The sequence below is a fragment of the Mycobacterium bourgelatii genome, from assembly GCF_010723575.1.
Classification (GTDB): Bacteria; Actinomycetota; Actinomycetes; order Mycobacteriales; family Mycobacteriaceae; genus Mycobacterium; species Mycobacterium bourgelatii.
Genome location: NZ_BLKZ01000001.1, coordinates 3,419,383 through 3,432,179, shown reverse-complemented (window position 1 = coordinate 3,432,179; position 12,797 = coordinate 3,419,383). Strand labels below are relative to the sequence as shown.

Below are 12,797 nucleotides of genomic sequence, written 5' to 3'. Positions count from 1 at the left end.
CAGCTTGCAACTAGGAGCTGGCTGGGCCGATCAACAGGCGCTGCGCGGCTAGCCTGAGCTCCTCGATGCATTGGTCGACCGTGATGTCGCCGACGCCGAGCAACGCCATGTCGGCGAGAAAGACCCGTCCAAGCACGGTCAATGCCGGATCGAGCGTCAACGATTCCGGCACCTCGCGCCACCCGCCCATGGCGCCACCCAACAGGTCCAAAAACATCTCCCGCACGCCCAGGCGGAACTGGTCTGCGACCGGCCCCAGCGCCAACACCGAGGCCATCGTGGCTCGAACCATGGCCAGGTCCGTCGCGGCCTCCCGCACAATCTGCTCGATGGCTCCGTCCATTGCGGCGACCGGGTCTGACGCGGCGGCGGCGATGACGTCCGGGATGCGCGCGGCGACTTCCTGGCCCCAGTCCAGCGCCGCCTCGCACACCACATGTTCCTTGGACGCGAAATACCGATACGCGGTCGCCCTCGACACACCGGCTGCCGTCGCGATCGACTCCATGGCCACCGACTCGTGGCCGTTCTCGCGAATCAGTTCCCTGGCGGCGCCGAGCAGCCGCTTGCGCACCCCCAGCTGACGCGCATCCAGCGTTCGATAGATCGTGAATGTATTTGCACTCACCAATATGCCCCTACGTGCGTCAGCCTTGCTGATACAACTAAAGATACAGCTGTACCAAGGATAAATTCATTGTGCGGGTTCAGATGCGTATCCGATTGAAAATACCTGCACGTCGCGGGAAGCGCGAGCACCGAGGGGTTGCTGGCAAAGGTGTCGCTCATCACGCCAGGTCTCAAATGTCTCGTGGTCCCGACAGCCCCGCCGTCGCATACTGGGCAGCGTGACTGACAATTCCGGGGGCTCGCCACGTCCGCGCACCGGACGGGAACGCATCAAGACGCTGACCCAGGCCGCGCTCAATGTCGACGTCCGCGTCGAGCAGGTGGAGGCGCTGCTCGAGGGTCTCAGCACCACGCTCGAGGGCATGAACGTTTCGATCGAGAACCTCGACGAGACCATGGTTCGGTTCAACGACACCATCACCAAGATCGACGCGCTGGCACCGCGGATGGACGCCGTCGTCGACCGGATGGAGGCGACCGTGCACCGCGTGGAACGCATTGTCGGCCTGGTTGAGTCCGTGCTTGCGCCGCTGACCGCCACCGAGGATGCCCTTCGCGACGCGGTAAACATCGTGAAGAAGATCGCCAGGCGCTAACGGCCCCCGGCACCCTCTGGGCCCCTCCAAGGGTGAGCGAAGCGGCCCGAGGCAACCCCACGGCCAGCTAGGATCGCACCATAGCTGCGCCCGCCGTGCGCGCACGATCCCGGTTCGCAGCAAGGATTGGGGGAGTATGTCCACAGGTGTTGCCCGGCCGCTCGATGTGTTCACCATTGGGCTGCGGCACCTGCGCAACCGGGAGATGCCGCAGGCCCGGGCGGCCTTCGCGCACGCGACCGACGGTGATCCCACCATGTGCGACGCCTGGCTGGGTCGGATGGCCGCCGGCGAGCAGAACGTCGAGGTCACCGAGGGCGCCTACCGCAACCGGGGCAATTTCGGGGCGGCCTTGCGGCACGCCCAGATGCGGCCAGACCAGCTCGGCGTCCAGATCACCCTGACCCTGGGCACCATCGGGCTGCGGCTACCGCTGAACGGTGATTCGGATCTGGCGATCGCCTACGCCGTAGCGCTCGCCGAAAGCGATCCGCCGCAACTGGCCGCCGCCAACGACGTCGTCGAGCGCCAGCTGCGCCGCTCCACGTCGACGGCCTTCGAACTGGACATGCTCGACTATGTGCGCCTGGGCCTGCTCGGCCTGGCGCGCCGCTGGCCGGACGTGCTGAGTTTCGAGAACTCGCAGCAGTGGCGCTCCGACCGGCCGGACCTGGTGAAATTCCTCAACGCCGGCCTGCTGGTCTGGAAGGTCTGGGCGCTGATCGGCACCGGAAACCCGTTGGAGGCACAGCGTTTTGCCGAAGGTGGCCTGGAATCCCAAGGCCTGCCAACCGATCTGCACGCCAAGCTCCGCCTTGCTCGTGGTTACGCGCTGCGCGCCCAAGGCAAGCGGGACGAGGCCATGACGGCTTTCCGGGAGCTGAAAGCGTGGATCGCCTCCCGGGACGTCGACGCCGCGATCAACGACCCGGACAAGATGGTCGAGATTGTCACCGCCGAGTCGTTGGCTACCCGCGCCGACATCTGGGATCCCGAGTCGGGCCAGAGTGCCGCCGCGCTGGAATCCGCACAACGCGACCGCACCAGGGACGCCGTGCGCCAAGAGGCAATGGCGCTGCTGAACAAGCAAATCGGCATGGAGGGCGTCAAGAACCAAATCCGGCGCCTGGAAGCCAAAGTGGCCATGGACCAAAAGCGCGCCGAGATGGGTGTGGGCAGCAAGAAGGAGTTGGCGCTGTCGTATGTCTTCGTCGGACCCCCGGGCACCGGGAAGACGACGATGGCAAGGGTGTTGGCGCAGTTGTTCTTCGGCCTCGGGCTGATAGCGCGCCCCGACGTCGTCGAAGCCTCGCGGCCGCAGTTCGTCGACGAATACCTGGGCAAGACCGCGCAGAAAACCAACGCCGTGCTCGACAAGGCGCTCGGCGGGTTGCTGTTCATCGACGAGGCCTATTCGCTGTACTCCCGCGGCTATTCCGACGGGGACGCCTACGGCGAAGAGGCGATCAACACACTGCTCGCCCGACTGGAGAACGAGCGCAAGACCTCGGACCCGAACAAGAAACTTGCGGTGGTCATCGCCGGGTACGAGCCGGACATCGACCGGTTCCTGTCCATGAACGAAGGTCTGGCGGGCCGCTTCACCACCCGGATCAGGTTTGAGTCCTACACTGCCCAGGAACTGGTCAAGATCGCCGATCTGATTGCGGCTGAAGAGGACTCGCTCTACTCCGCACCCGCCCAGGATCTGCTGCTGGAGCGCCTTTCGGCCTTGGCCGATACCTTGATCGCCGAGGTGGACGCCGACGGACGGCCGCGGGACGTCCCGGCTCTGGACAAGGCGGGAAACGCACGGTTCGTCCGCACCATCACCGAGAAGGCCGCTGAATACCGCGACTTTCGGCTCAACAGTTCCGCGACGCCGCCGACCAAAGAGGCCCTGGTCACCCTGGAAGCCGGCGATGTCGACGAAGCTTTCCGGGAAGCCTGTATGACGCTGCGGATTCCGCTTCCGCTGAGCGATCTGGACGGGGGAGTCGGTTTTGGCTGAGCTAGCGGGACCTGAACACCGGCGCCGCCGCCGCGGCTTCCGGATGACCGCGAAGTATCAAATCAGCGGCCTGCGGTTCTTGTACCGACGGATGGCGCACGCGCTGGTCCGTCGGGACACCCGGATGATCGACGACCCGCAGCGGGCCCAGGCGGCGCCGCTGATCCTGGGGGTGCTGATCGCGGTGATCCTGGCCGTCGGCACCATCGTCTGGGGTCTGTTCTCACCGGGTGGCCTGGTCAGCAACGCCAATATCGCGATCGACCGCGACACCGGCGCGATGTACGTGCGCATCGGTGATCGGCTCGATCCGGTCACCAACCTCACCTCGGCGCGCCTCATCCTCGGCGCCCCGGAGAAGCCGGTTCGCGCCAGCTCGGCCGAAATCGCGAAGTACCCGCACGGCTCGCTGGTGGGCATCGTGGGGGCGCCCACCGACATCAGGGACAGCGCCGACCCGTCATCGATCTGGACCGTTTGCGACACCACGATGACCGGCGCGGCCGTCCCACTGGACCCGGTGTCCGGGCTGCCGACGACAGCGACGTCGCCGGTGACGACCACCGTGATCGGCGGGCCGCTCACCAGAAGCGGTGACATCACCAAGCTTTCGGCCAACCAGGCCCGGCTGGTCAGCTACGACAAACGAACCTGGCTGATCTATGCGCGTCCCGACGGGGAAGTGGTCCGCTCGACGGTCGACATCACCAATGCCGTGGTCGAGGATGCCCTCGGACTGCGCGCCACGGACCTGATTCTGCCGATCTCCCAAGGGTTGTTCAACGCGATCCCGGCCGAGCCGCCTCTGGTGGCGCCGCCGATCGCCGATGTCGGCGCCCCGCCGACGTTCGAACTCAACAAGCCCGTGCGCGTCGGCACCGTCCTTAATCTGCGCGAATTGTCCGGCGGTACAAAGTACTACGTCGCGCTCACCGATGGCGTCCAAGAGGTCGGCCTGGTCGCCGCGACGATGATCCGGGCCGCGAACACCCAGGCCAGCACCACGCCGATCGAGATCGGGCCCGACGAACTGGCGTCGCTGCCCAAGTCGCGCCAGCTCGAGGTGTCCTACTATCCGGCGGCGCAGGTGCAATTGGTGTCGGCCGCGCACGAGCCGGTGACCTGTTGGTCCTGGTCGCATTTCGGCGACGAGCCAACCGCGCGCACCGAGGTCATGGTCGGCCGCACATTGCCGTTGACCGACAGGCAGACCGGGGCCTTGACCCCGCTGGTGTCGGCGGCCACCTCGAAGGGCATGACCGCCGACCGGGTGTTCATGCCGCCCAATGGAGGTAGGTTCGTTCAGATCACCGGGGCCGCAACAGATTCGAAGAACCGCGAGAGTTACTTCTGGATCTCCGACAACGGTGTGCGGTTCGGGTTGGACACCACCGATTCCAAGAGCGGCGACCTGACGCTGTCCGCGCTCAATCTGCGTCACCCGGTACCCGCACCCTGGGTGGCGATTTCGCTGTTCGCCCGCGGACCAACGTTGTCCCAACGCGATGCGCGGATCCGTCACGACGGCGTGCCCGCCGATCCCGTGGTGGCCGGCTTCGACGACAAGGAGATGAAGTAGTGCGGATCAGCTTCTTGCGTCCGGCCAACCCGGTGCCGCCGCCCCGGATCATCCGCGACGAGATCGAAGTTCCGCCGCCCAAAGAGATAGAGCAGGGCGAGCCCGCCTCGCGGATCCGCACCATCGGCCTGCCCATCCTGTTGGTACTGCTGCTGGTTGGAATGGTCGCGTTGATGATCCGTTCCGGCCGCGGATTCAGTCCGCTGATGGTGTTGTTCCCGCTGATGATGCTCGGCGGTGTCGGCGGAATGGCCTTCGGGCAGCGCGGCGGGACGGGCACCTCACGCGCCCAGGTACTGCAAGACCGCAAGGCCGCCACCCGCGGACTCGGAATGATCCGGGAGAAGGTGTTCGACCGGGGTCTGAGCATGCACGCCGGGCTGCAAAGCTCCTACCCCGACCCACAGATGCTGCCCAGTCGCATTGGCGGCGAGCGGATGTGGGAGGTGGTGCCGACCGGCGACGGCTTCACCGCGCTGCGCTACGGCCTGGGTGACGTCGAGTTGGCGGCGCGTATCGTCGCCCCCGAAGCCCCGCCCGGGGAGTTTTTGGAACCGGTGAGCTGGGTGGCCACCGTGCGCTTCCTGCGCCACCACTCCACGGTGTCGTCCATGCCGGTCGTGGTCACCGCGGCCCGCTTTCCCGTCATCGGCTTCACAGGCGACCGCGACGTCACGCTGGGCATGGTCCGGTCAATGCTGTTGCAGGCCGCGGTGACTCACGGTCCGGACAACCTGGCCATGGTGGTGCTCACCGACGACGTCGACGCGCCGGAATGGTCGTGGATGAAATGGCTGCCGCACACCCAGCACCCGTACGAGCTGGACCGGCTGGGCAGCGCCCGGATGATGTACCGCGACTGGTCGACCCTGCAGGCCAGCCTGGGCGGCGACGAGGCCGATCCCGACGACCCCAACAAGGTCATCGACTTCACCATGAATTTCAATCCCGACCCGGAGTTCACCACCGACAGCTACCGCCACGTACTGGTCGTGGTGGACTCCGCAGTCACCGACAAGCTCGTCGACTCGGTCATTGCGCCACGTGCCGGGGTGACCTGGCTGCTCGTCGGGCCGCCGGAGAACGCCCTCAATGCCGAGGAGGGCATCACCCTGCGCTGTGACGCCGACCGCACGGTGTGGCGCAGCGAGGCGGACCGGCCGCTGGCCGAACCGGTGAAAGTCGCTGTCGCCGACAATGTTTCGCTCATCGATGCGCGAATGGTGGCCAGGCAGCTGGCGCGCTACGAGGTGGCGACGTTGGCCAACATGGGCCGCCAGGTCAAACAAGCCGAGCGTGGTAGGGACTGGCAGACCTTGATGCGGGTGCGGGACCCCGGCACCTTGGAGCCGCTGGACCTGTGGTCGGTGATCAACCGCTACGACGACAAACGGCGACTGAAAATACCGATCGGGTTCCTGCAGAACGGCGACCGCCTCGAACTGGACATCAAGCAGGCCGCCGAGGGCGGCACCGGGCCGCACGGCCAGCTGCTGGGGACCACCGGATCCGGAAAGTCGGAATTCCTGCGCAACCTCGTCATCAACGGCTGTGTGACGCACTCGCCGGACGTGCTCAACTGGCTGCTCGTCGACTTCAAGGGCGGCGCCACCTTCAACGGGCTCGATCAGCTGCCGCACGTCAGCGCGGTGATCACCAACATGGAGCAAGAGGCCCACCTGGTGGCGCGCATGAAGGAGATGATCAACGGCGAGATCGACCGCCGTTATCGGATTTTCCGCGAGGCCAAGGAACTCAACCCGCGCTACGACGTCAAGGACCTGCGCGACTACGAGAAGCTGCGCGAGCGAGGCGTGGACCTGCCCCCGCTGCCCTCGTTGTTCATCGTCATCGACGAATGGGCCGAGCTACTGCAGATGCACCCCGATTACGGCGAGCTGTTTCGCCGCATCGGCCGCGTCGGGCGGTCGGTGGCGCTGCACCTGCTCTACGCGTCGCAGAACCTGGACAACTCCGGACGGACCAGCGGCCTGGAAACCAACATCGGCTACAAGATCGGCCTCAAGACCCAGACGGCGTCGGAATCCCGTGCGCTGCTGGATGGTTCGGATGCGGCTTACCGACTGTCCGGCGACCCCGGCCACGGAGTGCTGCGTCCCACCGGGGGAGAACTGATCGGTTTCTACGCCGGGTGGACCGGTGCGGCGTATTTCCCTCCGGTGGTGCCGACGGCCGGCTCGAATGGGCATCGCGGCAGGAGCGCTACCGACCCCAACCTGGTCGAGCCCCGGCCCTTCACCGCCGCGGCCCAGCCGCTTCCGGACAGCGGTGCGAGCGAACCGCAGACCGTGGAGCCGGAACGCACCGAAGAGGAAATCGAAAGCGCACCAACGGTGTTCACCACCGTGATCGAGCGTCTCAAGAGCGCTCACTTCCCGCCGCCGTACCGGATGTGGTTGCCGCCGCTGGAGGTCACGACGCTGGACGCCGTCGCGCCGGGGCTGCGCGACTGGCAGGCGGCTACCAACGAAACCATCGCCAATCTCGTTGTGCCGTTCGGGTTGTTCGACAACCCGCTCAAGCACGAGCAGCCCGTCTGGTACCTGGACGCCGAAAAGAACGTGTTGATCCTCGGCGGTAGCGGCGCGGGAAAGTCCACGGTCGTCAAGAATCTGGTGTGTTCGCTGGCGCTGGCGAACACCCCCGAGCAGGTCCAGATGTACATCGTCGACTATGCGGGCGGCGGGCTGAGCCCGTTGGCCGACCTGCCCCATGTCGGCGCGGTCGTGACCCGGTCCGATCCCGATGCGATCAACCGGATCCTGATGCAGATGGGCACGCTGCTGACCGCCCGGGAACGGCTTTTCCGTGAGAACCGCATCACCATCGACGAATATCGTCAGGCCCGCACCGACCCCGATTGCCCTTTCCTGCAACAGGATCCCTACGGCGACGTGTTCGTGATCATCGATGGCTGGGACGCCGCGGTGGCCCAGGACCAGGTGCTGCAGTTCCGCGGCGGCGAGGTGGAGGCACTGTTGGTCGGTGCCCGCAACTACGGGCTGCACTTCGTGTTGACGACGGCGCGGGTGGTCGAGATGCGCGGGATCGAGCCCAACATGAACACCGTCATCGAGTTGCACAACGAAACCGAACTTTCGCGGGTGGGCTCGCAGCTGGCCAAGCAGCGGCGCAAGGCACCCGGCCACGCGATCACCACCGGTTCGGAGTTCCAGGGACTGGTGGCGCTGCCGCGCATCGACTCGATTGCCGACGCATCGACGGTTCCGGCCGGGATGACGGCGCTGGTCGACATGGTCGCCGAGCGGTTCGCCGCACGCGGCGCCGAGCGGCTGCGAACGCTGCCGACCTCGCTGACCCGTGATCAGCTGGGTGAATTGGTGGCCGCCGCCGACGAGGCCGCGGCGGCCGATCCGCGCCAGTCGCAGCTGGCCGACAAGCGCCGGTTGCGGATCGCGCTGGGGGTGCGCGAAGACACGCTCGGTCCGGCCTATGCCGAGATGTACCGCGAGCCGCACCTGCTGATCCTTGGTGAGGCCAAGAGCGGCAAGAGCGAGCTGATCGGGACGATTTGCGACAGCATCAGCCGCCGCTTTGCGACCAAGGACGACGCCGTCATCGTGCTGATCGATCCGCGGCGACGTCACCTGGGGCGGGTGGACATGAAGAATGTGTTCGCCCACATCCATCGGGAAGAGCAGATTCACCCCACCAACGAGGCCCTGTACGCCGAGTTGGACTTGGCCTCCCGCAATGTGCCCGCTGACCTGGACGCCGAGACTCGCGCGGCGCGCGCGTGGTGGAGCGGGCCGGAGATCTTCTTCGTCGTGGACGACTACCACATGATCGTGGACCCGCGTGCCATCGAGAAGCCGGCGATGCATGCGATGGCGCCCTGGCTCCAGAACGAACCGTTGGCTCGGGGCTTCCACTTCGTCATCGCCCGCGGCTCCGAGGAACTGTATCTGGCCGGCAACCGCGACCCCTTGATCAAGAGGATGCTGCAAGACCGAGTGCCGACGGTGCTGCTGTCGGCCGACAAGTTCGACGGTCAGATCGGCGACACCAAGTTTGAGCGATTCCCCTTCCCGGGCCGCGCCCGCTATATCGAGGCGTCACTGGGCCGCAAGAATCGCATCCAGGCCGCCTGGTCCGGCGTGCGAGAGAGTAGGGACACCGACTTCGAGGATTAATGCCCCGTCGGGGATTGACTCTGCGTTGAGGGCGGGGTTTCTCGCATTTTGTCGCCTTAGACGCAGAGTCGACGCATAGTCGAGGCCATTCCACACGTGTTAACTGTCGCTATTCAACACATGTTAGCTAAGGGCATTTTACCCGAGTGGCGCTTTATTCGGGTGGGATCGGTGCAACTGGTGCACCTAGGTTGCAGCTGCCTGCGGCAGAAGGGCAATATTTACCACCAGGGGTAAAAAACGGCGCTAAGCTGGTGCGAATACGGCGCATGTGCGGACGGCGAGGGGGTTTGCTAAGTGATCACTCAAGTGCAAACTGAGGCTTTGCTGGCGGGAGTTGCAGACGTGGTCAGCAATGCCGCGACCACGGCATCGGTGGTAGCTGGTGGTGCACCAGCGGGGATCGCTCCGGCACCCGCAGGAGCCGACGAGGCGTCCGCACTGGCGTCGGTGAACACCAGCGCGCACACCGCTCAGTTCCTCGCTACCGCCGCGCAAGGCACCTTCTTGATGGGCCACTACGCGGGCGCCCTGGGCACCACGGGTCTCGGCTACGAGGTGACCGACGACGGCAACGCCGCGATGCTGGCGTAGATCGACCACCTCCATGTTCATCGGGGTCGGGGACGGGGCTGCGCGCATCAGCGGGTGGCCTGGAAGTGAAGGCCGATGGTCGTAGCACCCCCTGAGGTCATCACCGGCAGGCTGATGTCGGGTGCCGGCGCCGGGCCCATGTTGGCCGCCTCGGCGTCGTTCGGCGCTGCGGCCGCCGCGTATGAAGCGGCATCGGACCGGCTCGAGGCGCATTTGGCCTGGCTGATGAATGCGTGGCAGTCCCCGGCTGCGCTGGCCCTGCTCGGCGCGGTGACGCGCTTCATCGTCTGGTTGCGGGTCGTAGAAGCGCAGTTGATTGCCTCCGCGGCGCGAACGGCGGATCAAGCCGCCGCCTTCACCACCGCTTACGCCACCATGGCCCAGATGGCCGAGATCGTCGAGAACCGGGTCACCACCGCGGTCTTGATCGGCACGAACTTCCTTGGCATCAACACGATTCCCATCGGCATCCGGGAAGGCCAGTACCTGGAGATGACCATCCAGGACATCACCGTGCAGGAGACCTACCTCGCCGCCAGCATGGCGAACACGACGTTCGAGGCGTTCGTGCCGGCGGTGCCAATCGTGGTGGGCATGCCGGTGCTTCCGCCGGTGATCGAACAAGCCGTTGTTGCGGCTGAGCGCGCCGGCGACACGTTGATGCTGGCCGCGGCGAAAGCCGAATCCACCGCCCAACTCATGGCGCAGACGTTCGGCCAGGGCGTATCCGCGGGTACCACGGCAGGTCTCTGGGCCAAAGGTGCTCTGCAGCAAGCCGATCCGCGTGATGCGCTGGACCGTTACCGCGACGCGGAGGCGCGGCAGCAGAACCTGGCCGAGAAGTTCGGCAAGCAACTGGTGCAGCAGGCACCCCAGCAGGTTGCGCAGGGAGTCTCGCAGGCGGCGCAGATCCCCGGACAGGCGATGCAATTCGTGACCCAGCCGGTGCAGCAGGTCCAGCAGTTCGGCTCGCAGATCGGCAACCTGCTCTCCCAGGTGAAACCCGAACATCGCGTGGAGAATCCGGGGTTCTTCGACACGCAGCCGTCGTCGCCGACACTGGACCGGTTGGCCGGCAGCAATGTTGGCCCCGCGGCCATGACGGCGGCGGTGCGAGTACCCAACCTCGGCGGACTCTCGGCCGCCTCCACGGGTTTTCGCTTCCCCAGCGGCTGGGATGGTGCGCCGCCGCCGGCGCCGCCGGTGGAAGCCCCTGCCACCGGTCGGCCGTCCGCGTCCGGCATGACTCCGTTGTCGGCCTTGCAGCACCGGCGCGATGACGAGGAAGACACTCACGTCACGCGTCCCACGCCCGAACTGGTCCCGGTGTGGAGTACCGAACCCCCTGAGCTGCAAACGGTTTCGGCGGGCGAATTGGTCGAACAACGGCAAGAGGCCATATGACGGCCGGGACGGGGACGACGAAAACAGACTTGCACTCAGCGCTGTTCGGAGTGCGCCATGCCAGTTGGCACGGAGTTGTTAGGAATGGCGATACACCATTGGAATCGCAAGATTGGAGATGCTGATGTCAGCAGCAGCACCCTTATCGGTGGATACCGCCGCCTACCTCGCTCAGACCAAAGGGCTCATGGGCCTCGTCGAGGAGACGCGCTCCAACAACCAGCACTTGCTCTCCGCGGCAGGCAATTTCGAGCAAGCCAACCGCGGACAGATGGGCACCGTCGCTCAATCGGTCTTGGCCGATCTGTACTCGACGGCCACCCAGAACAACCAGGTGTTGGACAGCATCACCACCGGCCTGACCACCACGCACACGCAGTTCGACGGCCAAGAGGCGACCAACGCGTCCGCTGTTCTCAACGCCGGCGGCACCATCTACACATAACCGCCGACCTCACCGACTCGACTTAGGAGCAACACATCATGAGCGACGTTCTGTACAACTACCCGGCGATGCACGCCTGCATCGGCGAGATGAGCCAAATCCACGCCACCGCAATCGCGCTGAAGACGGCCGGCATGGGACACCGCGCCGCGCTCGCCGCGAGCTGGACGGGTACCACCGAGGGTTCATTTGAGGACGCCTACAACGCGTTCCTGCGCGTCAACGAAAACCTTGAGCACGCCACCCAACGCGTCATCCACGCCCTCACCACCGGCACCCTGGACATGCAGGGCACCGAAGTTCAGGCGTGCGGGAACTTCTCCGCGATCTGAGCCGGTTCCCGTCGGCCCAGCTGGTTGAGAAACCAGGCCGGCTGCCCAAAAATTCAGTCGCGCAAGCCATCTGGGTGTGGTGTCGAAAGTAGGATTCCAACTCATGGCAAAGCGATCGGACATGCTGGCCGCGGCGCACCTCAGCGTGGACTCAGCACTGTTCCTGAAGCGGCTGCTGGGGATCGAAAGCCTGCCCGCCGTGCTTGCCTTGCTCGACAACGTCTACTACGCGGCCGACCAGGCCGTGGTCGACGACCAGACCGTCCCGGTGCTCATCGAAAGCGGCCTGTTGTCCATCGACGGAACCGTCGAACCATCGTTGCTGAAATGGCTGCGAGTGCTCGAACGCCCCGAGATCGATGTGGCCTTACGGGCGGTGGAAGGCGATCGGATGCGCCGGGCGGTACTGGCCCGCCGAGGCGAAGAGCACGTGCTGGCGCTGCGACGCAACGACGAAGTGGTGATCCAGGGGGTGTGGTCGCACGGGCAGACCGTCGACGAGGTGATGTGCGCACCACTGTGGGCGGCGCTGCGGGTCGGCCCGGATCAGCCGGCACCGCCGCCGGCGGAAATGGAGTCGATGACGTTGTCGTGGGCCGAGGTAAAGGAGTTGGCGTCCGGCGATTCGGGGAACAACCTGCGTTGGCTCCGCGACCACGGCGCCGACCCTGCGACCGCCAAGGTCCTCAACGAGATGTCGACGTACTCGGGTCAACGCGCCGAGCTGGTCATCCACCAGGACCGGGGAATCACCACGTTCCAAACACCGGCGGGCGTAGGTGTCGCGGATACTTCGGCAGGGCGGATCGTCTCGGCGGTGCGCCGCCAAGGCAGCCAGTTCTACGTCACTTTCGGACCGGGGACGTATGCCCGATTTCGGGCCGCGATGGCCGACCTGGTGGAAATGACCCCGACCAAGAGTTGGTTCGCCAGAAATTGACCGGCGAGCAGACGCAAAGTCCCCCGAAAATCGCGTTTTTCGCGCGATTTTGCGTCTGCTCGCGCAGAGTAGCCAGAGTTGTAGTTCGAAA

Annotated in this window: 10 protein-coding genes; 9 read left to right on the top strand and 1 reads right to left on the bottom strand. The window is 65.6% G+C overall.

Features of this window, described 5'->3' with window-relative positions:
• Positions 1–10 precede the first annotated feature (10 nt).
• Positions 11–628: a TetR/AcrR family transcriptional regulator gene (locus G6N68_RS14960; protein WP_163713589.1), complete on the bottom strand. Its 618-nt coding sequence runs from the start codon at positions 626–628 to the stop codon at positions 11–13.
• A gap of 220 nt (positions 629–848) precedes the next feature.
• Here G6N68_RS14960 and G6N68_RS14955 point away from each other — a divergent pair, with 220 nt between their 5' ends.
• The 9 genes from G6N68_RS14955 to G6N68_RS14915 all read left to right on the top strand — a co-directional run bounded on the left by G6N68_RS14955 (position 849) and on the right by G6N68_RS14915 (position 12,706).
• Positions 849–1,226, top strand: a complete 378-nt coding sequence (locus G6N68_RS14955) for an ATPase (protein ID WP_163713586.1) — start codon at positions 849–851, stop codon at positions 1,224–1,226.
• A gap of 136 nt (positions 1,227–1,362) precedes the next feature.
• Positions 1,363–3,237 (top strand): AAA family ATPase, encoded by a 1,875-nt coding sequence (locus G6N68_RS14950; RefSeq protein WP_163713583.1) that lies wholly within the window; start codon positions 1,363–1,365, stop codon positions 3,235–3,237.
• The gene (gene eccB, locus G6N68_RS14945; RefSeq protein WP_163713580.1) at positions 3,230–4,816 is read left to right on the top strand and encodes a type VII secretion protein EccB; all 1,587 of its coding nucleotides are present in this window, start codon (positions 3,230–3,232) and stop codon (positions 4,814–4,816) included. The genes G6N68_RS14950 and eccB overlap by 8 nt, the downstream gene beginning before the upstream one ends.
• A complete protein-coding gene (eccCa, locus tag G6N68_RS14940) occupies positions 4,816–8,991 on the top strand; it encodes a type VII secretion protein EccCa (RefSeq protein WP_163713577.1) in 4,176 nt (1,391 codons plus the stop codon). The genes eccB and eccCa overlap by 1 nt, the downstream gene beginning before the upstream one ends.
• A 297-nt stretch (positions 8,992–9,288) precedes the next feature.
• Positions 9,289–9,585, top strand: a complete 297-nt coding sequence (locus G6N68_RS14935; RefSeq protein ID WP_163713576.1) for a PE domain-containing protein — start codon at positions 9,289–9,291, stop codon at positions 9,583–9,585.
• Positions 9,586–9,660: 75 nt separating this feature from the next.
• Positions 9,661–10,989 carry a PPE family protein gene (locus G6N68_RS14930; RefSeq protein WP_163713573.1) on the top strand — a complete coding sequence of 443 codons (1,329 nt, stop codon included), beginning with the start codon at positions 9,661–9,663 and terminating at the stop codon, positions 10,987–10,989.
• 124 nt (positions 10,990–11,113) lie between these two features.
• On the top strand, positions 11,114–11,434 hold the full coding sequence (locus G6N68_RS14925; RefSeq protein WP_163713570.1) for a hypothetical protein: 321 nt from the start codon (positions 11,114–11,116) through the stop codon (positions 11,432–11,434).
• A gap of 38 nt (positions 11,435–11,472) precedes the next feature.
• Positions 11,473–11,766 carry a WXG100 family type VII secretion target gene (locus tag G6N68_RS14920; RefSeq protein ID WP_163713567.1) on the top strand — a complete coding sequence of 98 codons (294 nt, stop codon included), beginning with the start codon at positions 11,473–11,475 and terminating at the stop codon, positions 11,764–11,766.
• Positions 11,767–11,869: 103 nt separating this feature from the next.
• On the top strand, positions 11,870–12,706 hold the full coding sequence (locus G6N68_RS14915) for an ESX secretion-associated protein EspG (protein ID WP_163713564.1): 837 nt from the start codon (positions 11,870–11,872) through the stop codon (positions 12,704–12,706).
• The last annotated feature ends 91 nt before the right edge of the window (positions 12,707–12,797 follow it).